Below are 25,635 nucleotides of genomic sequence, written 5' to 3'. Positions count from 1 at the left end.
CGGACAGGTGCGTTTGTCACTTGGGGTGCTTGACGCGGAGCGGGCGTCCGACGACCGGCCACCCCGCGGCCCGCTGCTTGAATTCCTCGGCGAGTTCGAACTCGCCCTTGGCGAACCGCTTCTTCATGAAGAGCGTGAGGCCCTCCGTGGTCAGCCGGCTCACGTCCGTGTCGCCCTGCTTCCGGGCCCACAGCAACGTCTTCATCGAGCCGTAGAAGTTGGCGTCGATGCACTGCTGGTCGGTGTCGGCCAGGCCGAAGGCCGGCGGGATGAAGTCCGCGCGGCGCAGGCGGTCCAGGATCATGTCGGCCGCGGCGCCGGAGTCCAGTTCGCCGCGCTCCACCGCCTGGCACGCCTCGTTGACCTCCTGGAGGAGCTTGAGCACGGGCGCGTAGGCGGAGTTCTCCGGAATGGTCCGGCCGCGCCACCAGGCGTGCTCCAGTGGTTCGAGGACGCCTGGATCGCGGGTGTCGATGTACCGCGCGTAGGCCCGGTTGACCTCGAAGGTCGCGATGATCTGCCCGAGGGACCAGACGCGGAACCAGGCGTTCCACAGCCGCCAGTCCCGGAACGAGAGGTACGCGTTGGCGCACAGGTCGTCGTTGAAGTCGAGCAGTCCCTGCTCCAGGTCCTGCATGAACTTGAAGCGTTCCACCGAGAAGTCGTCGTCGCGGATCGCGTCCAGCAGCCGGTGCGTCAGGGCGTGCACCGTTTCGAGGGTGTTCGACATGCCCCGGGAGAACAGCGGGTCGACGAACCCGGCCGCGTGCGAGGTGAGGCACCAGCGGTGGCCGACGGTCTGCCGGGGGGAGTACTGGATCCGCTCGGTGCGCACCCAGTTCCTGACCGGCTTGGCCTCCGCGAACTGCGCCGCGATGTCCGGGTACCTCATCAGGAAGCGCTGGAACTCCTCCTCCGGCGAGCAGTCCGGCTGCGGGTGGATCCGCGGGTCGACCATCAGCCCGACGCTGCACAGCGGATTCGTCGCCCGCTGGTGGTTGTCGAAGGGGATCACCCACAGCCAGCCGCCGTCGAACATGTGGTGGAGGGTGCCCTCGTGCCACTGGGTCCGGAAGCCGGAGTGCACCTCGGGCTTGGCCACCTCGTCGAACGGGCGGACCCCGGTGAAGTGGGTGAACAGCGACCGGGACTGGTGGCGGAACCGCGTCGGCTCCTCCCGGAGGTTCAGCTTCCTCGCCAGCACGGACCGGTGGCCGCCGGCGTCCACCATGAACTTCGCGCGCACCGACGCCCCGGTGGACAGCTTCAGGGTGACCTCGTCGTCCCCGAGGTCGACGTCGACCACGGCCTGCTGCTGCCTGATGTGGGTGCCGTACCGGACGGCGACCTGCATCATCCAGGCGTCGATGTCCTGGCGGAAGTAGTGGTTCTCGGTGTGGGTGATCTTGGGCACCTCGAACCGGGTGCGCTCCACCGGGTCCTGGCGCTTGCCGTCGCGGTGGTAGACGAACCCGAAGTTCCGCTTGACCCCGCACTGCGTGGTGATGTTGGCGTAGACGCCCTCGAACGTGGCGAGGTGCTTGATCTCCGGCACCCCGTACCGCTCCGAGATGAGCCGCATCATCATCGAGGTGAAGGGGATCGTCGACTCACCGATGGTGAACTTCGGGTGGGTGTCGGCGTCGATGAGCACGACATCGGCCCCGTTGCGCGACAGGCACGCGGCGAGGATGGTCCCGGCCACCCCTGAGCCGACGATGGCCACGTCGTGGAGGTGCTGGTCGTCGCCCTTCTGTTTCATCTGGCTTCTCCCTCTTGGCGGATGTGCGGACAGCGGAGGCATCCGGCGGCGAGGCGTCCTGGACGTCCCGCGGTGACCATCCGAGGGGGGCTGTCGCGCTTCCCCCGACAGGTGGCCGTCTCGCGTGCTGCGCCGGTCTGCGCGTGGGTGGACCGGAATGAGACGGATCGGAGCGGATGAGGCCGGGCCCGTCGGCCCTCGCGCGGCGTGGCGGCGGCCGGGACCCCGGGGACATTAATTCATCGCTTGATGAACAAACACTACCGGTGCGGAACCGCCGGCTGCAAGACGTCGGCGGCGGGGGGCTCGGCGCGGGCCGCCGCGGGGACGGGCGCCGCATCCGGAAGCGACGCGAACCGTTCCAGGCAGCCGCGGACGGCGGTGGCGAAGGCAGGGACGTCGTGGAAGAAGTGGCCGCCGTCCACCACGCTCAGCTCGAAGGTCTCGGTCGTCTCCCGGTTCCAGGCGATCAGCCCCCGGTCGTCGGTCATCCGGTCGAAGCGGCCGGCGAAGGCGGCGATCGGCACCCGCAGCGGCGGCCCGGGGCGCCTGCCATAGGTCTCGGCGAGTCTGACGTCGGCCCGCAGCAGCGGCAGGTAGATCCGCATCAGGTCCGCGTCGTTCAGCACCCCGGACGGCGAGCCGCCGAGGCGTTCGAGCACCTCCAGGAACTGGGCGTCGGGCAGGGCGTGGATGGGCCGGTGGGACAGGCCCGCGGTGGGGCCGTTGCGGCCGGAGACCAGCAGCGCGGCGGGCGGGGCGCCGGCGGCGGTCATGCGCCGCGCCATCTCGAAGGCGAGCAGCGCGCCGAGGCTGTGCCCGGCGAGCACGTACCGTTCGCCGTCCGGCCGCAGGCGGCGTGCGACGCGTTCGGTCAGATCGTCCGCGAGCGGGTCCCACTCGGTGATCAGCGGCTCGCTCATGCGGGTCGCGTGGCCGGGCAGGTCCAGCGGCACCAGGTCCACGGTGCCCGGCAGCCACCGGGACCAGGACCGGTAGTAGCCGCCGCTGCCGCCCGCGTGCGGGACGACGAAGAGGGTGGTGGTCGGCGCCCCGGCCGCGGCCGGGGACTTCTGGCCGGGCAGGCCGCCGGCGCGGTGACTCACGTGGGCGCGCTCCTTCCGACTGCGGGGTGAACGGGGTCGCGCGCCGCCGAGCGGACGGCCGGCGAGCTGCGCCACCGGGGGGCGGACGGCCGCCCTGCGGACGCGCGGGCTGACCAGTTCGGCGAGCCGGACCCGGTGGAAGTGGACCGCGACGTCCGGCGCCGCGACCGCGACCGCGGCCGGGAGGGGCGCGGGGCCCGGGGCCGCACCGGGGCGGCCCCGGCCGCGGAACAGGTCGCGGAGCGTCCAGCGGGCCACCGGGCCCGCCCCGGCCGGCAGGTGGCTGAGGACCGGCAGGCCCGCCGCGTCGGCCGTGGTGACGACGGATCTGAGGCCGCCGGCGAGGCCCAGGCCGAGCGCCTTGAGGACGGCCTCCTTGTAGGTCCAGTGACGGAACAGCGCCTCGCTCGCCGCCGGTTCGTCCAGCGCCCGCCAGCGCGCGTATTCGGCGTCGGACATCATCGTCCGCGCCAGGCCGCCGGGATCGCCGACCGGCCGCGGCACCTCCACGTCCACGCCGACCGGGCCCGCCGCCGTGACGGCCACGGCGGCGAACGGTCCCGAGTGGGAGAGGTTGACGTGGACGTGGGGGCTGTCCGTGAGGAGCGGCTTCCCGTGCCGGCCGCGGTGCAGGCGGAGCCGGACCGGGGAGACGCCGGTGGCCTCGGCGGCCAGGACGCGCAGCGCCACCTGGGCGCCCAGGCGGCGGTGCCGATCCGGGACGACCGAGGCCGCGAGCCGGACCAGGTCGGACTCCGGCAGCACGGCTGCGGCCCGGGCCACCTCGTCCTCGTCGTCCACGTCCACGAGCCACACATGGGCTTCCGTCAGGGTCATGACGCCTCCTCGGCAGACCGGCGCGTCCCGACAGAAACTCATCATACATTGAATTCATCGAATGGAGAATAAATGGCGGGATGAATTACGTGTCTGCTGCGCCACACCCGCGCCCATGCGCCCCCGCACCGCCGCGCGGCCCCGGAAACGCCGATCAGCCGGCGGGCACGGAGTGCCGGCCGGCTGATGGACGGGCCCGCGGTGTCAGTCGTCGACGGTGCCCTGGATGTACTTCTGGACGTACTCGTAGGCCAGGTCACCGAGCTGTATCCCGAACTCGACCGACCTGCGGACGGTCTCGGAGAAGTGCACCCCGCCCCAGACGCGGCTGGTCGCGCAGTCGTCGACGAAGGCGGTCCAGGTGTCCCAGTGCACCTGGAGGTCGGCGGCCGGGGTGATGCCCGGCTCGACCACCGCGGACCCCGCCGGGGCCGAGTAGGTCCAGTCGAGCGTGTCGGAGTCGAGGAAGCGCCGCGTGGCCTGCGCCTCGGCCGAGCACAGGGTCGTCGAGCCCGACGGGTACTCGGGGTGGTCACCGACGTTCAGGTAGCTGGCCCACTGGTCGGCGGGCAGGTCGTCGACCGTCCCCACACCGGGCCCGCCCCAGCCGGTGACCGGCGAGTTGCCGTACACGTGCCGTACCGCGCTGACCGGCCGCACCGCGTCGTACCGGTGCTTCTGGTGCCAGGCGGCGACCAGGCCGTCGAACATCGACACCGAGTTGGTCATGAACAGGTGGACCCAGCCGTCCAGGTCCAGATCGTGCGCCTCCGCCGCCGCGAGCACCGAGAAGCCGATGCCGAGGAGCTTGTTGTCGAACACCTCCGCCTTGATCTTCTGCTCGTCGGTCAGCCCGGCGGACGCCTCCAGGATCTCGTCCACGCTCCGCTTGTACGTCCTGCGGTCGCGGTGGTCGCTGTGCCGGGGCGCCGGGAGGCTGAACTGGGCCGGGTCGCGGAAGGAGTAGGGCTTGGTCAGCCGCATCTGCGGGGTGACGAAGTGCTGCACGGTGAAGATGCCCATGTCGCCCTCGCCCACGCCGTTGCGGCGGCGGTGCGGGGTGAGCTGCGGCTGCCACCGCGAGGGGTTGCGCAGCTCGTAGGCCGAGTTGACGGGGACGTATCCGGTGTAGTCGAAGTAGGGCTTGCGGTTGTACCGGCGACCGCCCTCGTCGCCGAGCTGGTTCATCCCGTCCCGCTCACGGGCGCGGACCACGGCCTTGCCCGCCAGGTTGCCGATGCCGACGGGGCTGGTCCTGTTCTCCGACTCGTCGTCCGGGTTCAGGCCGACGGAGGTCAGCATCTCGCGGAACAGCGGCTCCTGGGCCGCCATGACGCTCTTGATGACCTGGTAGGTCGCGTGCAGCGCCGCGATGTTCTTGTTCCGGTTGGTGGCGGACTCGGCGGCCGGGCGGCGGCCGAGCCGCGAGTACACGCCCACCGCGGTCGGGTGATAGGGCGCCAGCGCGTCGAACCACGCGTTCTGCACCAGGTGCGTGACGCGGATCAGGAGCGTCACGTCCATGGGCGCGATGATCGCGGTAAGGTCCGGCCGGTTGGCGATCAGGTCCCTGATGATGTTGCCGGTGTCGAAGTCGAAGTCGGCCGCCGCCGCGGCGGCGGCTTCGGCGGACGTCCGGGCGCCGCCGAGGGCGGAGTCCGCCGCCGCCGCGCCGGGGGCCCCCAGCGTGCCGATACCGGCGACCGTCACACCGCCGAGACCACCGAGCAGCAGGCTCCGGCGCCGCGGCGAGAAGCCCCGGTCACGCGCGTCCTGGGTTACAGCCATAAGTCCTGTTCCTTCCGTCTGCTGAGCCGACCCGGGCGACGCCGGGGCGCACGGCCCTTCCGGCCGCGGCGACCCACCGCGGCTCCACCGAACCCGGAGAATTAATTCAGCAATGAGTGAAGTCTATGTATGATGACTTCCGTGTCAAGGGAGGGTCCCCGCGGCCACCTCTCGACACGGAGCGGGCTGCTGTGCTTGATTGAAAGCGCACGTTCGTTTTTCACGACCGGTCAGTCCACCGCCCGTCGGGCGCTCCTTCGCGTGCGCCGACCACCCATTCCCAGGAGAGGTTCCTCGTCATGAAGCTCTACGCGCGGATGCTCAAGGCCTCATGCATCGTCGACCCGGAGACGATGGAGACAACGACGCCCTTCCTCCAGCACGACACCGTCCCCCACGCGATGGAGGACAAGGGGGTCCGGCAGATCTTCTTCTTCGTGGACAAGAAGGACAACACGATCTTCTCGATCACGATCTACGACACGGAGGAGGACCTCAACGCGGCGATGCAGGAGGCCACCAGCGAGTTCCGCTTCCAGAGCCTGGCGACGCTCGGCTGTACGGCGGTGGACGCGCGCACCTTCGAGGTGGTGGCCGGCGCGGTGAACCCCGACGCTCCCGAGGTGGACTTCAAGGCCCTCGTGCCGCCCATGCAGAAGAGCTGACCCGCACCACGCCCCATGCCGCAGGCGCCGGATCGTTCGATCCGGCGCCTGTTTCGGCGTGTCCGCGGCGCTCGCGCCGCCCCGCCCCGCCCCGTCCCGGCGCCCGGGTCACCGGCGGGCCGTGGTCCTCCGGGGCTTCCGCAGCGAACGGGCGTAGCTGCCCCGCCAGTAGCCCAGCGGGAAGCGGTCGGGGAGGGCTTCCCCGCCGACGATCCGCCCGACCACGATCACGTGGTCACCGGCCTCGACGAGCTGGTGGACCACGGACTCGGCGTGCGCCACACTGCCGGCGAGCACCGGCGCCTGGGTCATCGCCCCCGGGCGCCACTCCACCTCGGTGAACTTCTCGGCCGCGCGGGAGGCGAACAGATCGGAGACGCTGTCGGCCTCCGAGTCGAGGAAGTTGACGACGAACCTGCCGCTGCCGGTGATGGCGTCCAGAGTGCTGCTCGGCGTGGCGACACAGGCCAGCAGCAGCGGCGGATCGGCCGAGACGCTGCACACCGAGGAGCAGGTCATGCCCACGGGGCTGGTGTCGGCCCGCCGGCTGGTGAGGATCGAGACACCACTCATGAGGGAGCCCATCAGGGCCCGGAACAGCGAACGGTCGACCGAGGGCAGCACGTCCTCGTCCGTACCGGTGGACATCAGGGAAGGGGAAGCGGCCGTCATAGTTCGCTCCGTTCTATGGCTGCGGTCAGCGCCGCACGGTTCTTCTTGCCGTTGGGCGTGAGCGTCAGGGCGTCCACGGTGTGCAGGGCGTCGACGATCATGTAGGTGGGCAGCAGCTCGGCGCACTGCCGCTTGAGGTCGACCAGGGTGACCGTCGCGCGCCGGGAGGGCACCACCACGGCGTGCAGGCGCGCGGCGAGCCCCTCCCCGACCACCACCACGGCGACATCCGCCACGGCCGGATGCGCGCTCAGCGCGGCCTCGATCTCGCCCAGTTCGATCCGGTGCCCGCGGATCTTGACCATGTGGTCGACGCGCCCCACGTACAGCAGGTTGCCGTCCGGGTCGCGCCGGCCGATGTCGCCGGTGCGGTAGGGGCCGGTCTGCGGTTCCCGCCCCCAGTAGCCGAGCATCACGGTGGGGCCGCTGACCACGATCTCGCCCTCGTCGCCGGGCGGGTCGAGGACGACGGTGGCCCCGGAGGCCGCCGTGCCGATCGGCAGCGAGCCCGTCCGCCGCAGATCGGCGCCGGTCACCTCGTAGGAGGTGCACACGTTGGTCTCGGTGGGGCCGTACCAGTTGAGCAGCCGCACCCCCGGCCACGCCCCGCGCAACTCCTTGACCTGGCCGATCGGGAACGGCTCGCCGGCGAAGACGCACGCGCGCAGCGCGGGCGGCGGCGGCCCGGCCAGCAGCCCTCCCTCGCGCATCATCAGCGTCAGCGCCGAGGGCACCGAGTACCAGACGGTGATGTCCCGCTGCCGCAGGTACCGCACCAGTTCGGCCGGGGCGTAGGCGAGTTCGGAGGGGATCAGGTGCACGGAGGCGCCGGCCCGGAACGCCGCGTAGAGATCGAAGACGGACAGGTCGAAGTTGAGCGGCGCGTGATTGGACAGCCGGTCCGCCGCGGTGACGTGGAGCCGCTCGACGGCCCAGTCGACAAAGGCCAGCGCGTTGCGATGGCTGAGGCAGACGCCCTTGGGGTCCCCGGTGGAGCCCGAGGTGTACAGGATGTAGGCGGGGTCGTTCGGCCCGTTCTCGTGGAGCGGGTGCCCGGCGTCCTCCGCCGCCTCCTGAAGCAGGTCGGCCGAGGTGACGACGGGCGCGGTGGTCTCCTTCTCCAGCGCGTCCCGGCGGTGTGCCAGCTCCGGGTCGACCACGATCAGGGCGGCCCCGCAGTCGGCGGCGATCCGGGCGACGCGGGCCGGCGGATTGGCCGCGGTGACCGGCACGTAGACGATGCCGGAGCGCAGCGCTCCCTGGAGGACCGCCACGGCGTGACCGCTCTTGCCGGTCCACACCACGGCACGCTCCCCCGGCGGGATGCCTCTGCCGCGCAGCGCGGCGGCGTACCGGCCGGCCAGCGTGTCGAGCCGGCCGTAGGTGAAGTGCCCGTCGGGTGCGACGACCGCGGGCGCGTCGGGTGCCCGCCGCGCCGCGTCGACGACGAGCTGATGCAGCCTCATAGTCCCAGCTCCCTGGCGATGATGAGCCGTTGGATGTCGGAGGTGCCGGAGAAGATGGTGGCCGGCACGGCGTCGCGCAGCGTCGTCTCGATCCCGGCGTCCCGCAGATAGCCGCGGGCGCCGAAGACGCTCACGGCGTCCAGGGCGCCGGCGACCGCCGCCTCGGACACGGCCAGCTTCGACAGCGCGACGGCGAGCGTGGGCCGGCGGCCGGCGTCCATCTCCCAGCAGGCGCGGTAGAGCAGCAGGCGCGCGCTCTCCAGCCGCAGTTTCATGTCCACCACCCGGTTGGCGACCGACTGGTTGGCGCCGATGGCCGCCCCGAACTGGCGCCTGGTGCGGGCGTGTTCCACGGTGCGGTCCAGCACCCGGTCGAGCATGCCGACGTAGCCGGCGAACAGGCAGGCGCGTTCCCAGCCCATGGAGTGCTGGAAGATCGCGCCGCCCTGGCCCGGGGCGCCCAGGACCTGGTCCGCCGGCACGAAGCAGTCCTCGAAGGTGACGGTCCCCGCGGGGACCGAGGTCAGGCCCATCTTCTCGAAGGGCGCGCCGACCCGTACGCCCCCGGCGTCGCGCGCCACCACGAAGCCGGTGACGCCCAGGTGCCCGGCGCGCGGGTCGGTCGTCGCATAGGTGACGAAGACGTCGGAGACCGGTCCGTTGGTGACGAAGCTCTTGGTGCCGTTGAGGAGGTAGCCGCCCGGCACCTCGGTGGCCGTGGTGGCCAGCCGGGAGACGTCGGAGCCGGCCTCGTCCTCGGTCATGGCGTTGCCCGCGATCAGCTCGCCGGAGGCCAGGCCCGGCAGGAAGCGCGCTCGGGCCTCCTCGCCGCCGAACCCGGCCAGCGGCATGGCGCAGGCGAAGAGGTGGGCGCTGGCCGCGAACACGATGCCGGTGTCGGCGCAGCCGCGGCCGAGCGCCTCCACCTGGAACGCCGTCGCCAGGGCCCCGAGCCCGCCACCGCCGTACTCCGCGGGGATGCTGAGGCCGAGCAGGCCGAGGTCCCCCAGGGTGCGCCACTCCTTCCGGTCGAAGAACCGGTCGTGGATCGGCGCGGGGAATCTCTCCCGGACGGCGGTCAGCGTGTCCCGGTAGGCGGCCTCCTGCTCCGTGGTCCTGTCGAAGTGCACGCGTCCTCCCTTGACGTGCTCAGCAATGGGGAAACGTTCTCGCCCTGGAGGGCGAGCACCTTGTGCTCGCGCAGCCGTTCTTCCGCGGTGTGCTCGATGCGGCTGACCGCGATGCGCAGAACGGGGGGCGCCATGAGCGGGGTCAGCACCGCGACCAGCATGATGATGCTGTACATCTCGGTGGTGAGCAGGCCGAGGCGGACGCCGACCATGGCGATGATGATCTGGATGACGCCCCTGGCGTTGATCCCGGCGCCGAGGGCGAGCGCCTCCCACCGGTTCATCCGGCTGAAGACGGCGCCGAGGAAGGCGCCGAGGAACTTCCCGGCGACCGCCACCGCGATCACCGCGAGGGTCCACAGCGCGATCTCGGGATCGGCCAGGACGGTCAGGTCCATCCGCAGCCCGGCCATCCCGAAGAACAGCGGGGCGAACACCGCGAGGACCGTGGTGTTGAGCGGTTCCAGCCGGGTGGCCTGCGTCTCCTCGCAGGATCCGACGAGGATGCCGCAGACGAACGCGCCGAAGACCGCCTCCAGTTCCAGCGCGTGCGTCCCGGCCGCCGACAGCATGATCATGATGGCCGCGGCGGCGATGGGCATGCCGCGGACCTCCGACCGGTGGGCGGCGCGCATCACGGCGCGCACCGCCCGCCGGCCGATCGTGCCGGCGAACAGGACGACCAGCAGCACGTGGAGCAGGGACAAGGACACCGCCCCGGCCTGCACGCCCGTGGTGGCCATCGCCGCGACGACCGAGACCAGCAGCCAGCCCAGGACGTCGTCGACCGTGCCGACGACGAGGATCATCTGCCCGACGTTCCGGTGGATCAGCCGCATGTCGATCAGGATCCTGGCGATCACGGGGATGGCGCTGACGCACATCGCGACCCCCACGAACAGCGCGAACACCGCCGGTTCCGCGCCCTCGGCGCGCAGCCGCTCCGGGAGCACGAACCCCAGCCACACACCCAGCACCAGCGGGATCAGCACGCTGGCCAGGTTCACGCCGACGGCCTTGGCGCCGTACCTGCGGACCATCCCCAGATCCAGGTGCATGCCCGTGAAGCCGACCAGGAACAGCACACCGAGCTGCGCCACGGCGTCGAGCAGGTTCATCTGGGCGGCTTCCTGCGGGAAGAGCCAGTCGGAGAAGGCCGGGGCGATGTTGGCCAGCAGGGTCGGGCCCAGTACCACACCGGCCGCGAGCTCGCCGACGATGGCCGGCATCCCCCACTGCCGGGCCAGCCTGCCCAGCAGCAGCGCGAGCAGCAGCAGCACCCCCACCTGGAGCAGGAAGATCATCAGGGTGTGGTGCGGCAGGGGCGGCACCGCGGTGGCCGCGATGCTCATGCGCCGCCCTCCTCACCCGCCCGGCCGGCGGCCACCGGCTCCGGGGGCCGCCGCGCGGCCACCGGCGGGGCGTCGTCCCGGCGGCCGGTGACGTTGTCGCGCGTCAGGAGCCGCCGGAAGTCCGGTGGGGCGACCGTCTTGATCCACAGCAGCATCCGCACTCGCCGCCAGAGGGTGAACGTGTAGACGCGTGCCCTGGGCTCACCGAAGTCGTACAGCGGCGGCACGAACCGCTCCCGGCGCAGCCACGCGAAGATCGCGCGGGCCGCGGCGACGGCCGAGGTGCGGCCGGATCTGACGGCGGCCAGCTCCCCGAAGAGGGTCCGCAGCGCGCGGGGCAGTCCCTCCGGGGTGCGGAACCACAGGGCGGACGCGAACTCCTCGACCGCGTCCCAGGAGCCGCCGGGCCGGCCGTCGCAGTCCAGGCGGGCCCGCTTGAGCGACAGGTCCGCGAGGATCTGCCACAGCAGCCACACCCTCAGGTAGGCGTTGAGCAGCTGGAAGTGGCGGCTCGCGGTGCGCAGGCCGAGCTGGAGTTCGTCGTTGAAGTCGATCAGGCGCTGCTGGAACGCGGAGACGCGGGCGAACTCGTCCGCCTCGCGCGCCGGGTCGGCCAGCACCCGCAGCAGTCCCGCGGCGGTGGCGTGCACCAGCTCCATGCTCACCGTCACGTCGCGGGCCAGCACCTCCTCGGCGCGGCAGGCCGCCCGGTCGATGGCGATCCACCGCGGCCCGTGGGTGCGGGCGGCCCGCCACTGCCAGCGCGGCTCGTCCACCCACGGGGTGACCGCCGAGGCCGCGACGAACTGGGCGGCGATGCTGGGGAAGCGGGCGACGAGGGCCCGGAACGCCTCCTCGGGGTCCTCGGGCAGGTCGGGGAACTTCTCCGGGCAGACGCTCACCGTCACGCCGCACAGGTCGTGGGCGGCGTCGTCGTGGTTGCCGAAGTGGACGACCTGGATCCAGCCGCCGTCGAAGAGGTGGTGGAACGTGCCCCGGGACCACGCGGTGGCGCGGCGGTAGCGGTCCAGCGGGAGGACCGACTCGAACGGCCGCACGCCGGTGAAGTGCGCCCACAGCAGACGGGAGCGCGGCTGCGTGCCGTCCGGCTCGGCCGCCGTGACGCCGGCCGCCGCCAGCAGCGGCGAGCCGGGCCCCGAGGCGTCGACGACGTAGCGGGCGGTGAGGGTGTGCCCGTCGGCCAGGGTCAGCAGGCAGCCGTCGTCGTCGAGGCGGGCGTCGGCGAGGAGCGATCCGGTGCCCGTCAGGTGCGCGCCGTGGCTCGCGGCGACGCGGCGCGCGTACGCGTCGACCGCCGGCCGGTAGAGGTGCCATTCGGTGTGCTCACCGGGCACGTTGAACTGGACGGCCCGGCGGGCGTCGTGCTCCCGCCCCGGGTCGTGGTGGAGGAAGCCGAGACTCTTCTTGACGCCGCTGACGCGGCGCACCTCCTCCGGCAGATCGGTGAAGTGGCAGAAGCCGGCGATCTCCGGCACGTCGAACCGGCCGGCGAGCAGCGAGAACACCTCGGAGGTGTACGGCACGGTCGTCTCTCCGGTGGGCCCCGCGTCGTCGGCGGCGGTGCTCACCAGGACCGTGCGCACCCCCTGCCGGGCCAGGATGGCGGCGAGGAGGCCACCGGAGAGGTGGGCGCCGAGGACGGCGACGTCGTAGTCCGGGGGTACGGCCCGCTGGGCGGTCTTTCTCGGCGTCTTTCCTGGCATCACTGTCTCTCCGTCGTGGGGAAGTCGGTGGTCAGGTCCGGGGGTGACCGGGTTCCGGGAGGTAGCCGGTGCGGGTCAGCCACCCGAGGTAGAGGTCGAGCAGGCGCTGGTCCAGCGGCGGGCAGGCGATGCCCGTGGCGGCCAGCGCGGCCTCCGCGTTCTTGTCGTCGTAGTCGATGGCCTCCTCGCCGCCGACCACGAACGCCTCCACCACGTCCATCACCGGGTGCAGGTCGTTCTCGCCGTCGCCGTAGCCGGCCCGCAGCGCCTGCCACCACTCGTCCACCGGCACCACGCGGACCGGCCAGCGCCGTGCGAGGGTCTCGGCGAGCTGGGAGAACCGCATCTTGTGGCGGTTCACCAGGTGGTACGTCGTGCCGTGGGAGGTCTTGCCCGCGGCGATGGCGACGAGGGCCGAGGTGACGTAGTCGATGGGGGTCATCTCGACTTCGAGGTCCAGGTCGGGGACCATGCCGAGCTGGATGCTGCCCTTGATCACGCGGATGGTGAAGTGCGTGGTGAGCGCCGCGCCGGTCCGGGAGTCGCCGAGCACCCGCCCGGGGCGGTACAGGTCGATGGGGATGCCGCGCTCCCGGCCGAGTTCGACCAGCCGTTCCGCGGCCCACTTGGTCTGGACGTAGCCGGTGACCAGCCGTCCGGCCTCGGAGATGTCGTCGCTCTCCCTCAGCACGGTCCTGCCGTCGGCGGGGATGCCCCAGATGCCGTAGGTGGACACGTGGTGGACCGGGGTCGGCCGGCGGCGGCAGGCCAGCCGCAGGATCTCCCCGGTGCCGCCCAGGTTGGCCGGGCGGAGCTGCTCGTAGGTATAACTGAAGTTCACCCAGGCGCCGTTGTGGAAGATGACGTCGAGCAGCTCGCCCAGCTCGTCGAACTTCTTCTCCTCCAGGCCGAGCAGCGGCTTCTCCAGATCGCCGGGGACGACGGCGATCCGCTGGTCGGCGCCGGCCGGCCAGGTGAGGTAGCGCTCGAAGTTCGCCCGGATCCGCGCCAGGCCGCCGGCCGGGTCCGGGCAGCGGACCAGGCAGTGGACCGTGGCGTCGGTGCGGGCGAGCAGCTCGTCCAGCAGGTAGGCGCCGAGGAATCCGGTGGCGCCGGTGAGCAGGACGTGCCGGGCCCGGTCCAGCGGCGTGGTCCGGCCCGCGGGCGGCTGGATCGCGGGGTCGAGCGTGACGTCGCCGCGCAGCCAGGCCGGGTCGGTGGGGTCGCCGTCCTGCCCGGCCGGGGCGGCTTCGCCGTCGCCGCCGAGGTGTTCCCGGCGGAACGTGTCGTCCACCAGCTCGGCCCAGTCGGCGAGCGTGGTGCGTTCGAAGAGCTGGCTCGCCTGGACGCTCAGCCGCAGGCCGCGCTTGCAGCGGCGCACGATGTCCATGACCATCAGCGAGTCGAGCCCGTAGCCCATGACGTCGGCGTCGGCGTCGATGCCGGCCGCCTGGACGCCCGCGACCTCGGCGACGGCCTCCCGCAGGAAGCCGGCCAGCCGCCGGCGCCGCGCCGCCGCGTCCTCGCCCTTGAGCGTCTCGACCAGCGGATCCGCCTCCCCGTCCCGGGCGTCGGTGTCCTCGCTCAGCTCGATGGTGCGCAGCATCGGGCGCGGGATCCGGGCCTCCATCACGGGCTTGTACACGGTCCAGTCGGCGGCGCAGACCACCTGGTGGGTGCGGCCCGAGGCGAGCAGACCGCCCAGCAGGTGCACGCACTGCTCGGCGGAGAGCGGGCGCAGACCGGTCGAGGTCAGGAAGGCCATCACCTCCTCGTCGAAGAGGTTGGAGGCCAGCTCCCACGGGCCCCAGGCCACGGTGAGCGCGGGCAGGCCCTCGGACCTGCGCTGGTGGGCCAGCCCGTCGAGGAACGCGTTCCCGGCCGCGTAGCTCGCCAGGTGCTGGGAGCCCCAGGTCGCGGCGATGGAGGAGAAGCCGAGGAAGAACTCCAGGTCGTCGCCGTGGGAGAGGTGGTGGAGCAGCCAGCCGCCGATGACCTTGGGCCGCCAGACCTTCCGGTAGCTGTCGGCGTCGACGTCCCTGAGGAACTGGGGCAGCGAGACACCGGCCGCGTGGATGACGCCGCGCAGCGGCAGCGGGTGCTCCTCCAGGTCCCGGAAGAGGGACAGCATGGCCGCCTCGTCGGCGACGTCGGCGGCGATGACCGTGACCTCGGCGCCGAGGCGCTCCAGCTCGCGGACGGCCCTGACCCGGGCGCGCACCGGGGCGGGCAGCCGCTTGTTCCAGGTGGCGCGGGGCGGCAGCGGGGTCCGGCCGAGGAGCACCAGACGGCCCGCGCCGAGCCGGGCCAGCCAGGTGGCGAGCGTCTGGCCGATGCCGCCGAACGCGCCGGTGATCAGGTAGGTCCCGTCGGCGCGCACCGCCGGGGTCAGGCGCTGCTCGGCGGGCTCGGCGGGCCGGGGCACCAGCCGCGCCGCGTAGACCTCGGCGCCGCGCAGCGCCTGCTCGTCCTCGGCTCCGGTGCGGCCGAGGGCGGCGATCAGCCGCTCGGCGGCGGCCGGGTCGTCGTCCGGGTCCAGGTCGACGGCGCCGCCCCAGCGCTCGGGGTGCTCCAGGGCGATGACCCGGCCGAGGCCCCAGAGGGTGTGGGCGACGGCGGCCCGCACCTCCGGGTCGGGGCCGGCGGGCATGGCGCCGCGGGTGACCAGCGTCAGCCGGGCGTCCGGGCAGTCGTCGCGGCCGGCCAGCTCCTTCACGAGCGCGGCGGTCAGCAGATCGGCGCGGGCGGCGTACTCCTCCAGGCCCCAGGCGTCGGTGTGGTCGAGGTGCGGGGCGTCGAGTCCGGTGAGGACGAGGATCCGGCCGGGCCGGTCCGTCTCGGCGCACCAGGCGGTGACGATCTCGCGGACGTCCTCCGGCCGGGGGACGCAGTCGCCCGCGACGCCGCTGACCGGCGGCTGCGCCGTCATCACCTGGGCGCCGCGGGCCCGCAGGGCGGTGGCGAGCCGGTCGGCGAAGCCGGAGCGGTCCGCGAGCAGCAGGAACCCCTCGCCGGCCGGACCGGGCCCGGCGGTGCCGTCGTCCGGCACCAGCTGCCAGGTGGTGTCGTACCGCAACTCGCTCACGTCCCGCCAGGGCGCGGGGGCCGGTCCCTCGCCCCCGGCGGCCAGCCGGATCTGGTCGGCGCCGCCGAGGTAGGTGCCGTCGGCGTCGAAGAAGTCGACGGTGCCGCGGAGTTCGCCCGAGCTGGTGCGTCCGCCGCCGGCCCGTACCCGGCGCACGGAGCCCGGCGCGGCGCAGAACAGGCCGCGCACCTGGCGGACCGCTCCCAGGCCCGCCGCGCCGTCCGGCCGCTGGGCGTCCGGCCGTTCGGCGTCCGCCGCCCAGGAGGTGGCCGCGACCACCGCGTCCAGCACCTCGGCCCAGCCGCCGGTACCGTCGAGGTCGACCACGACGCCGCCCTCGCCGCGGCGTACGTCCCCCACCGTCCCGGCGAGGGCGGGCGAGAGCGCGTCCGTCCGGGGTTCCAGGAGCCGGTCGTAGGCGCCGGGCTCGAACGGGGGCGGCGTGCGCAGTGCCTCGGTGAGCTTGGCGGTGGCGGGCTTGCGGCGCAGGACGAAGCGGGCGTGCAGCCGCCAGGGCGCCCCGGCCGCCTCCTCGGGTCCGCTGGTGCTGCGGTACTCGCAGCGCGCCTCGCCGTCCTTGCCCTCGGTGACGACCAGCTGGGCGGTCCGGTCACCGGTGTCGGGCAGCGGCAGCGACTCGACGACGTCGGCCTCGGCCACGCAGGAGAACCGGCCTCCGAGGCAGTCCTCGGCGGCGGCGACCGCGGTGGCGGCGAGGCCGCCGAAGGGGAGGACGTGCCGTCCTTCGCCGTCCTTGCGGGCGTGGGCCGTCCAGTGGCCGTCGGCCGGTTCCAGTTCGTAGGTGGCGACGGCGCTGGCCAGACGGCGGCGGATCCCGGGGAGCGGGCGGGTGAGGGAGTCCACCGCCCCGGCGGCGGGGGGAGCCGGGACGGTGGAGGCCTGGGTGGCGGGCGCGGCGGGGGCGGCTTCCTCGAACCAGTACGAGTCGCCGTGCCAGGGCGTCGTCGGCAGGGGCACCCGGCGGACGGTCTCGTCCCGGTGGAACGCCTCCCAGTCGACGCCGGCGCCCCGCAGCCGCAGCGTGCCGACGGCCTGCAGCAGGCGCTGCAGATCGTCGCCGCCCCGCCGCAGGGTGGGCACGAACGTGGCCCGGTCACCGAGGCAGCGCCCGCCGAGCGCGGTGAGGACGGGGGCCGGGCCGATCTCGCAGAAGGTCCGGAAGCCGTCGGCGTGCAGCCGGGCCACCGTGTCCGCGAAGCGGACGGCGCCCAGCGCGTGCCGCACCCAGTACTCGGGCCCCACCTCGGCGTCGGTCCACGCGGCGCCGGTGAGGTTGGACATCAGCGGGATCTTCGGCGCGGCGTAGGAGATGCCGGCCAGTTCCTCGCGGAACCGGTCCACCATGGGGTCGAGCAGCGGCGAGTGGAAGGCGTGCGACACCGTGAGCCTGCGGCCCTTGACGCCGCGGGCCTCCAGCGCGGCGAGCGCCGCGTCGACGTCCCGCTCCGCGCCGGAGATCACCACCTCGTCGGGCGCGTTCACGGCGGCGACGGTCACGGTGCGCGGGTACGGGGCGATCGCCGCGCGGGCGGTCGCCTCGTCGCAGCGCAGGGCGACCATGACGCCGCCCGCCGGGAGTTCGGACATCAGCCGGGCCCGGGCGGTGACCAGCCGGGCGGCGTCGGCCAGGGTGAAGACGCCGGCGACGCAGGCCGCGGCGATCTCGCCGACGCTGTGCCCGGCGACCGCGGCGGGGCGTGTGCCCCACGACAGCAGCGCCCGGGCCAGCGCGTACTCCAGGGCGAACAGCGCGGGTTGCGTGTAGCGGGTCGTGTCGAGCGGGGTGTCCTGGCCCGCCGCGGGCCACACCACGTCCCGCAGCGGACGGTCCAGGTACGGGTCGATCGCCTGCGTGGCCTCCTCGAACGCCTCCGCGAAGGCCGGTTCCGCGGCCAGTCCCCGCGCCATCCCGGCGTACTGCGCGCCCTGGCCGGTGAACAGCCACGCCACCTTGCGGTGCTTGTACGGCGGCAGGGTGCCGGTGGTCAGCGCGGGCGTCGCGCGGCCCTGCGCGTAGGCGTCGAGGGCGTCGGCGAGTTCGTCGACGGACGCGCCGACGGCGGCCAGCCCGGTGGTCTGCCGGGCGCGCCCGACGTGGGTGGTGAAGCACACGTCGCCCAGCGACAGGCCGGGTTCGCGCCGCAGATGACGGGCGTACCGCTCGGCCAGTTCCCGCAGCGCCGGCTCGGTCCTGGCGGACGCCAGCAGCAGGCCCTGGCGGCGGTGGTTCCCGGGGCTCGCGGTCCGGTCGGGCGGCGAGGTGACCACGGCGTGGGCGTTGGTGCCCGAGACGCCGAAGCTGCTCACTCCCCCGATCCGGGCCCGGCCCCGCTCCGGCCAGGCCCGCCGGGCCCCGGTGACCTCGACGTTGAGCCGGTCCCAGGCGACATTGGGGTTGGGCCGGTCGAAGTGCAGGCTCGGCGGGATCTCGCCGTGCTGGAGGGCGAGCACCAGCTTGACCAGGCCGGCGACGCCGGCGGCCGGTTCCAGGTGCCCGATGTTGGTCTTGACGGCGCCGACGAGCAGCGGGGCGTCGGGGGCGCGCCCGCTGCCGAGCACCGCGTCGAGGGCCCGCAGCTCGATCGGGTCCCCCAGCGAGGTGCCGGTGCCGTGGGCCTCGACGTAGTCCACGTCCCGCGGCTGGATCCCGGCCTGGGCCAGGGCGCCGCGCAGCATGTCCTGCTGGGCCGCCGGGTTGGGCACGGTCAGGCCGCTGGACCGCCCGTCGTGGTTGACGGCCGTGCCCCGCACGACCGCCAGGACGTTGTCGCCCGCCTCGACGGCGTCCGACAGCCGGCGCAGCACCACCACGGCGGCGCCCTCCCCGCGGGCGTAGCCGTCGGCGCCGGCGGAGAACGTCTTGCACCGCCCGTCCGGGGACAGCGCCTGGAACTTGCTCATCAGCACGAAGCCGTAGGGCGCCAGGATGAGATTGACGCCACCGGCCAGCGCCATGTCGCAGTGCCGCAGGCGCAGCGCCTGGCATGCCTCGTGCAGCGCCACGAGGGACGAGGAGCAGGCGGTGTCGATGACCTGGCTGGGCCCGCGCAGGCCGAGGGTGTAGGAGACGCGCCCGGCCAGGAAGCTCGGCTCGCCGACGAGCTGGTAGGCGTCGATGTCGTTGATGTCACCGAGCTGCTGGCGCAGCCGGACGTAGTCCGTGGTGCTCAGGCCCAGGTAGACGCCGGTGCGGCTGCCGTCGAGCGCGTCCGGCGCGTAGCCGGCGCGCTCCAGCGCCTCCCAGACCACCTCCAGGGTGATGCGGTGCTGGGGGTCCATGCCGAGCGCCTCGCGCGGCGAGATGCCGAACACCTCGGGCTCGAACCGGTCGACCCGGTCGATGAAGCCGCCGCGGATGGTGTACGCCTTGCCGGGGGTCTCGGGGTCGGGGTCGTAGAACGGCAGGGCGTCGGCGCGGTCCGCGGGGAACTCGGCCGTGGCGTCCACCCCGTTGCGCAGCAGGTCCCAGAAGGACTCGGGGGTGTTCGCGCCGCCGGGGAACCGGCAGCCCAGCCCGACGATGGCGATGGGCTCGTCCAGCCACGCGTCGCGGCTGCTGGACAGCCTCTGCTCCAGGCGCTCGATGGTGCGCAGCGCGGTCACGAGGTGCTTGCGGTAGTCAGGTTGGATCGACTGGCCGGACATGGTCATACCACCTGGTTCAGCAGGGCCTCGGAGCGGGAGATCCGGGCCAACAAGCGGTTGGTGAGGTCGTCGTCGGACAGGTCGGCGAGGTCGTCGTCGGGCTCCCCGAACGCGTCGGCGCCGTCCGCCGGGCCCGCCGGGACCGGCGTCCCGGACGGCTCGCGGGACGGCGGCGGCGCGGGAACGGCCTCCGGCGCCGCGGCGACCAGGCCGAGCAGGTGCTCGGCCAACGCCCGGGAATGGGGGTGCTCGAAGGTGAGAGTGGGCTCCAGTTCGGCGTCGAGCAGCGGGCCGAGCTCGTCCATCAGGGCCACCGCCATCACGGAGTCGAGGCCGAGGTCGAAGAAGCCGGTGTCCGGGTCGACATCGCTGTCCGACGCCTCCCCGAGCGCGGCGGCCACGGCCGTGAGCACCCTGCTCAGCATCAGCTCGGCGCGGGCCCCGGGCTCCAGGGCCCGGAGTTCGGCCACGAACGGCGGCACGTCGGTCGGCGGGGCGACCGGCGCGGTGGGAGCCGGGTCGGCCGCCGGGGCGACCGGCCGGGCGTCCACCGGCGCCGCCTCCGGCGCGGCGTCCGGTGCGGCCTCCGGTACCGGGTCGGGCACGGGCACGGGTACGGGCGCCGATTGCGGGGGCGGGCCGCCGAGCCAGTGCCGCCGGAGCTGCCACGGGTAGGACGGCAGCGACACGACCGGGCGCGGGCCGCCGAGCAGGGCGGTGAAGTCCACGGGACAGCCCCGCACGTGCAGCTCCGCCACGGCGTGCGCCAAGAGGTCGGCGGCCGGTGCGCCGTCCTGGGGCGCGACGGCGGACAGCGTGCCGGGGGCGGCCTCCGCCAGTTCGGCCGCCGCCGCGTCGAGGCCGATACCGAGGAGCACCTCGCCCCCGTGACCGACGAGTTCGCCGGCCGTCCCGGCCCGCCAGCGCGTGCGCCGGGCCGCCGGAGGCGGGGTCCAGCCGGCGAGGGCGGGCGGCGAGCCGTCCCCGGCGAGAGAGTCGAGGTGAACGGCGCATCCGGGGCCGCCGGTGAGCCGCGCGTCCGGCCCGCCGCTGGTCGCCGCCACGGCCGCACGCGGGTCCAGCAGCCCGGCGGCGCACGCCGCGGCGATCTCGCCGGTGCCGCGGCCGACGACCGCGGCCGGGCGCACGCCGTACGAGCGCCACAGCGCGGTGAGCGCGTACTGGGCGGCGAAGACCGCGAGCGGGTCACCGGTCGCGGCGGCGCCTTCCCGCAGGGCCTGCCGGGCGGAGCGCCCGAGCGTCCGGGCCGCCTCGTCCTCGACCGCGTCGAGCGCCTCGCTGAACGCCGGTTCCGTGGCGTCCCAGTGCCGCCAGGGCATCTCGGGGACGGTGTCCGCGTAGACCAGCGCGAGGGAACGGTCCTCCCTCGGCGTCGCGCTGCCGGTGTGGCGGCCGGGGGCGGGTCGCCCCTCGTCGCCGTCCGCCGCGTAGGCGGCCAGGACGGCGCGCAGGTCGGAGGCGCTGCCGCCGACGGCGACCAGGCGGTGTTCGAGGTGGGTGCGGCGGGCGCCCGCGGTGTGGCAGATGTCGGCCAGGGCGGCGGCGTCCGCGCCGGTGAGCCGGTCGGCCATCCGCTCCGCCGCCGCGCGCAACGCCGCGGGACCGGCCGCCGAGAGGGCGAGCACGGCGGGCCGGTGCCCCGTGGGGGCGGCCGACCGGGCGGGCCGCGGATCCGGCGCGGTGAGCACCACGTGGGCGTTGGTGCCGGTGAAGCCGAAGGCGCTGACCCCGGCGGTCCTGGGCCGGCCCGGCCGGTCGGGCCAGGTGCTGACCCGGTCGGGGACGCGCAACGGCAGCCGGTCCCAGTCGACTTGCCGGCTCGGCTCGTCGAGGTGCAGGTGCGGGGGGATGGCGCCGTGGTGGAGGGCGAGCACGGTCTTGATGAGCCCGGCGATACCGGCGGCGGCCTCCAGGTGGCCGATGTTCGTCTTCACCGAGCCGATGAGCAGCGGCCGGTCGGCGGGCCGGCCGGTGCCGAACGCGCGGCCCAGCGCGGTCAGCTCGACGCCGTCGCCGAGGCGGGTGCCCGTGCCGTGCGCCTCGACGTAGTCGACGTCGGCGGGGGCGACACCGGCCCGTTCGAGCGCGTCGCCGATCACTTCCTCCTGGGCCTGCCCGCTGGGGACGGTCAGCCCGCCGCTGGCGCCGTTGTGGTTGACGGCGCTGCCGCGCAGGACCGCGTAGACGCGGTCGCCGTCCGCCAGGGCCCGGGAGAGGGTCTTCAGGACCACGGCTCCCGCCCCCTCGCCGCGACCGTAGCCGTCGGCGCCCGCGGCGAAGGTCTTGCACCGCCCGTCCGGCGACAGCGCGCCGGCCGCCGACATGGCGAGGTAGACGGTGGGGTTGGTGATGACGTTGGAGCCACCGGCGACGGCGAGCCGTGCCTCGCCGGTGCGCAGGGCCTGGCAGGCGAGGTGAACGGCGGTCAGCGAGGAGGCGCAGGCGGTGTCCACGGCCATGCTGGGGCCGCGCACCCCGAGGAAGTAGGACAGCCGGCCGGCGGTGCCGGAGAAGGAGTTGCCGGTGCCGTAGTACAGGTCGATGCCGTCGGGATCGCGGGTGACCATCTGCATGTAGTCGGTCGTGTTGAGCCCGACGTACAGGCCGACGCGGGTGCCGGCGAGGTCCGCCACGCGCGCCCCGGCGTCCTCCAGCGCCTCCCAGGCCACCTGGAGGAAGAGCCGCTGCTGCGGGTCCATGCTGCGCGCTTCCCTGGCCGAGACGCGGAAGAAGGCGTTGTCGAAGCCGTCCACGCCGTCCAGGAAGGACCCGCGCTTGGTGACGATCGTGCCGGGCGTCACCGGGCCCCGGGCCAGGAGGGCGTCGGCGTCGAACCGGTCGGCCGGGATGTCGGAGCTGGCGTCCACCCCGTCCTGGAGCATGCGCCAGAACGCGTCCGGCCCATCGGCCCCCGGCAGGCGGCAGGCCAGCCCGACGACGGCGATCGGCTCGGCCGCGTCGTCGGGACCCGGCGCCGGGACGGCCGGTGCGGGCGCGGGCGCGGCGGGCGCCGGGACGGCCGGTGCCGGGGTGGGCGCCGCGTCGTCCCCGGCCGGTGCCGGGGCGCCCGCGCCGTCCTCGACCAGGCGCGCGAGATGGTCGGCGAGCTGGTCGATCGTCGGGTGGGTGACGCCGGTGCTGGTGCCGAGGGTGACGGCGAAGCGGGCCTCGACGGCCTTGACGAAGTCCCCGAGCGAGAACGAGTCCATGCCCAGCTCGAAGAAGCCGCGGGAGCGGGGGACGCGCCAGTCGGGGTCGTGGCCGAGCGCCTGCGCGCACAACCGGCTCAGCTCGGCGGCGATCCGCTCGCGGCCCGTCCCGGCGCCCGGCACGGCCCGCGGGGCGGGGGCGACGACCGGCGCGGCGGGCCCGGCCGGTACCGCGGCCGGGGGCGCCGCGGGTTCGGCGGAGCGAGGGGCGGGCCCCTCCGCGTCCGGTCGTCGCGTCGAGGAGAGGGTGCTGACCAGGCGGCCCTCGGTGTCGAACAAACGGATTTCGGCGGTGAGTTCACCGCTCTCCGGCCGGGTCCCGCCCTGCGCGCCCCGTTCGACGCCGGGCAGCCAGTAGGAGGCTCCGGCCAGCGGCAGCGGGGGCAGCGGGATGTACCGGTGGCGGCCCGCCACCCGGGCCCAGTCCACGGGCAGGCCGGCGACGTACAGCGCGGCCAGCGCGCGGGCCAGTGAGACGTCGGCGGGCTCGCCGGCGGTGAGCGAGGAGACGACGGGGCCGGTCCGCCCGCGGTGCCGGAGTGCGGCCCCCAGCGGCCCGCCCAGCGCGGAGTCGGCGCCGGTCTCCAGGAACACGGCGTCCTGCCGGGCGAGGAACCGGTCGACGGCGGGCCAGAACTGTCCGGGTTCGCCGAGGGTGCGGGCCCAGTGACCGGCGTCGGTCACCGGCTCGTCGCTGTCGGGGGCGGCGGCGGAGAGCAGGGGGATACGGGGCGGCCGGGGGGTGAGCCCGCTCAGGCGCCGGGCCAGCTCCTCCCCGTGCCGGCGCGCGGTCGGCGCGTCCACGGCGTCGTCGCCGGGCAGGGGCGCGCAGGGGATCCCGTTCGCCCGCAGGGTCTCGGTGAGGTCGCGCACGGGCTCGGCGGATCCGGCGACGACCACCGAGGCCGGACCGGTCACGGCCGTCACCCGGAGCCGTCCGGCGGAGCGTTCCAGGAACGGCGACACCTCGCCGTGCGGCAGGTTCACGGCCACGGCCAGGCCGGGCTCCGGGGCGTCACGCGCCACCCGGCCGCGCTCGACGACCAGCTCGGCGGCGTCCGGCAGGCCGAGGGCGCCCGCGACGACCGCGGCGGCGACCTCCCCGACGCCGTACCCGGCCACCGCGTCCGGGGCGAGCCCGAAGGACGACCACAGCCGGGACAGGCCGAGGTGGACGGCGAAGGCGACGGACTGGGCGACGTCGGGGGCCAGGGGGCCGGTGTCCCCGGCCCGGCGCACCGCGCTCAGCAGCGACCAGCCGGCGTGGGCCGCGAACAGGGCCTCGCACTCGTCGACGGTCTCCGCGAAGACGGGCTGGGCGTCGTACAAGTCGGTGACGGCGGCGGGCGGACACGCGACACGGCCGGAGAACGCGTGCACGACCGGCCGGGCGGCGCCGGGGCCGACGTCCCCGTCGACGACGGCCGGTGAGGCGGCGCCGGTCAGGTAGGCGTCGAGCAGTCCGGCCAGTTCCTCGCCGGTGCGGCCGACCACGGCGAGCCGGCGCTCGTGGTGGCTGCGGCGGACGGCGGCGCTGTGCACCAGGTCGGGCACCTCGGCGGCGGGCGCCCGCCGGATCCGGTCGCGGTAGGCGGCGGCCTGGGCCCGCAGCGCCCCCGTGGTGTGCCCCGAGACGGTGAGCACCGGCAGCTGCCGGCCGCTCCCGGCCGCGGGCCCCCCGCCGGCCCCGGACCGGGCGACACGGGCGGGCGGGGGGCCGAGGAGTACATGCGCGTTGGTGCCGGAGAGGCCGAAGGCGCTGACTCCGACGAGGGGGCGGTCACCGACCGGGCGCAGCGGGGTGGGCGCGGTGGCCACGGCCAGGCCCGAGGCGGGCCAGTCGATCTGCTCCGTGGGCCGCTCCAGGTTGATCTGGGGCGGAACGACGCCCTTCCGCGCCACCAGCACGGCCTTGAGGAGCCCCGCGATACCGGCCGCCGAGTCCATGTGCCCGAAGTTGGCCTTGTGGGAGCCGACGAACAGCGGGCGCCCGGGGGGCCGTTCGGCGCCGATGGCGGTGGCGAGCGCGGACAGTTCGAGGGGGTCGCCCAGGGGTGTGCCCGTGCCGTGGGCCTCGACGAAGTCCAGGTCGCGCGGGGAACGGCCGGCGTCCTTCAGGGCGGTGCGCAGCAGGTCGAGCTGGGCGGCGGCGTTGGGCGCGGTGATCCCGGCGCTGCGTCCGTCGTGGTTGGCCGCGCTGCCGTGCACCACGGCCCAGATCCGGTCGCCGTCGGCAAGGGCGTCGGCATAGCGCTTCAGGACGACGACACCGCATCCCTCGCTCCGCACCACCCCGTCGGCCGCCGCGTCGAAAGGGCGGCAGACGCCGCTGGGCGACAGGGCCGACACCTTGCTCATGAAGACGCCGAGTTCCGGGGTGAGCATGAGGTTGACGCCACCGGCGAGCGCCGCGTCGCACTCGCCGCCGCGGAGCGCCCGGGTGGCCAGGTGCACGGCCATCAGCGAGGAGGAGCAGGCGGTGTTGAGCATCAGGGTGGGGCCGTGCAGGCCGAAGGTGTACGAGATGCGGCCCGCGCCGAAGCTGAACTCCTTGCCACTGGCGTAGTAGGGGCTGATCGCCCGCGTCCCGGCCGTCTTGGCGTGCAGGACCGTGTAGTCCATGGCGAGGATGCCCATGTAGACGCCGGTCCTGGAGCCCTCCCAGCGCTCGCGCGGGATCCCGGAGTCCTCCATCGCGGCCCAGGCGGTCTGAAGCAACAGCCGCTGCTGGGGGTCGAGTTCGTGTGCCTCGCGGGGCGAGATCCCGAAGAAGTCGGCGTCGAACCGGTCGACGTCCGGGAGGAACGAGCCCCGGGCGCAGTAACTGGCGCCGGGGGCCGCCGGGTCGGGGTCGTGGAAGTGCTCCCCCCACCGGTCGGCGGGCACCCCGGTGACCGTGGTCCGCCCCTCGGCGAGCAGGTCCCAGTACCCGTCCAGATCCCCCACGCCCCCGGGGAACCGGCACCCGGCCCCCACGATGGCGATGTCTGCCGCGGAGTCCTCGGGTTCGTACCGCACAGGTACTCCTCTCGCTGGAGCCCGCCGTGGCGTGTACAGTCCGGCACGGGGGAATTAATTCACCGACGAATGAAGTCTATGTATGATGAGTTTCCTGTCAAGGGAAGTACCGGTCCCGGCGGGGCCGCCCGGCA

11 protein-coding genes are annotated in these 25,635 nt (G+C 74.1%); 1 reads left to right on the top strand and 10 read right to left on the bottom strand.

Features of this window, described 5'->3' with window-relative positions; all coding sequences use genetic code 11:
* Window positions 1-16 precede the first annotated feature (16 nt).
* From ACSNOC_RS18765 to ACSNOC_RS18755, 3 genes are all read right to left on the bottom strand, one after another.
* Window positions 17-1,762: an NAD(P)/FAD-dependent oxidoreductase gene (locus ACSNOC_RS18765; RefSeq protein ID WP_436748642.1), complete on the bottom strand. Its 1,746-nt coding sequence runs from the start codon at window positions 1,760-1,762 to the stop codon at window positions 17-19.
* A gap of 260 nt (window positions 1,763-2,022) precedes the next feature.
* Entirely contained in the window at window positions 2,023-3,705 is a 1,683-nt protein-coding gene (locus tag ACSNOC_RS18760; protein WP_436748641.1) for an alpha/beta fold hydrolase, read from the bottom strand.
* A gap of 204 nt (window positions 3,706-3,909) precedes the next feature.
* Entirely contained in the window at window positions 3,910-5,493 is a 1,584-nt protein-coding gene (locus ACSNOC_RS18755; RefSeq protein WP_436748640.1) for a DUF6851 domain-containing protein, read from the bottom strand.
* A gap of 299 nt (window positions 5,494-5,792) precedes the next feature.
* On the opposite strand from ACSNOC_RS18755, the gene ACSNOC_RS18750 reads away from it, so the two are divergent.
* Window positions 5,793-6,158 (top strand): hypothetical protein, encoded by a 366-nt coding sequence (locus ACSNOC_RS18750; protein ID WP_436748639.1) that lies wholly within the window; start codon window positions 5,793-5,795, stop codon window positions 6,156-6,158.
* 108 nt (window positions 6,159-6,266) lie between these two features.
* On the opposite strand, the gene ACSNOC_RS18745 is transcribed toward ACSNOC_RS18750, so the two are convergent.
* The 7 genes from ACSNOC_RS18745 to ACSNOC_RS18715 are packed head-to-tail and all read right to left on the bottom strand — an operon-like array spanning window position 6,267 to window position 25,501.
* Window positions 6,267-6,806, bottom strand: coding sequence for a flavin reductase family protein (locus ACSNOC_RS18745; RefSeq protein WP_436748638.1), 540 nt, complete (start codon window positions 6,804-6,806; stop codon window positions 6,267-6,269).
* Between the two features lie 20 nt (window positions 6,807-6,826).
* A complete protein-coding gene (locus tag ACSNOC_RS18740) occupies window positions 6,827-8,296 on the bottom strand; it encodes an amino acid adenylation domain-containing protein (RefSeq protein WP_436748637.1) in 1,470 nt (489 codons plus the stop codon).
* On the bottom strand, window positions 8,293-9,426 hold the full coding sequence (locus tag ACSNOC_RS18735; protein ID WP_436748636.1) for an acyl-CoA dehydrogenase family protein: 1,134 nt from the start codon (window positions 9,424-9,426) through the stop codon (window positions 8,293-8,295). Before ACSNOC_RS18735 ends, ACSNOC_RS18740 begins: the two co-directional genes overlap by 4 nt.
* Window positions 9,375-10,778: a cation:proton antiporter gene (locus tag ACSNOC_RS18730; RefSeq protein ID WP_436748635.1), complete on the bottom strand. Its 1,404-nt coding sequence runs from the start codon at window positions 10,776-10,778 to the stop codon at window positions 9,375-9,377. Before ACSNOC_RS18730 ends, ACSNOC_RS18735 begins: the two co-directional genes overlap by 52 nt.
* Window positions 10,775-12,502 carry an FAD-dependent monooxygenase gene (locus ACSNOC_RS18725; RefSeq protein WP_436748634.1) on the bottom strand — a complete coding sequence of 576 codons (1,728 nt, stop codon included), beginning with the start codon at window positions 12,500-12,502 and terminating at the stop codon, window positions 10,775-10,777. The genes ACSNOC_RS18730 and ACSNOC_RS18725 overlap by 4 nt, the downstream gene beginning before the upstream one ends.
* A 31-nt stretch (window positions 12,503-12,533) precedes the next feature.
* The gene (locus ACSNOC_RS18720; RefSeq protein ID WP_436748633.1) at window positions 12,534-19,259 is read right to left on the bottom strand and encodes a thioester reductase domain-containing protein; all 6,726 of its coding nucleotides are present in this window, start codon (window positions 19,257-19,259) and stop codon (window positions 12,534-12,536) included.
* A complete protein-coding gene (locus tag ACSNOC_RS18715) occupies window positions 19,256-25,501 on the bottom strand; it encodes a type I polyketide synthase (protein ID WP_436748632.1) in 6,246 nt (2,081 codons plus the stop codon). The genes ACSNOC_RS18720 and ACSNOC_RS18715 overlap by 4 nt, the downstream gene beginning before the upstream one ends.
* Window positions 25,502-25,635: the final 134 nt, after the last annotated feature.

The sequence above is a fragment of the Streptomyces sp. URMC 129 genome (assembly GCF_051386415.1).
Classification (GTDB): domain Bacteria; phylum Actinomycetota; class Actinomycetes; order Streptomycetales; family Streptomycetaceae; genus Streptomyces.
The sequence above is the reverse complement of the archived record's forward strand: the minus strand, read 5'-3'. Positions and strand labels throughout refer to the sequence as shown.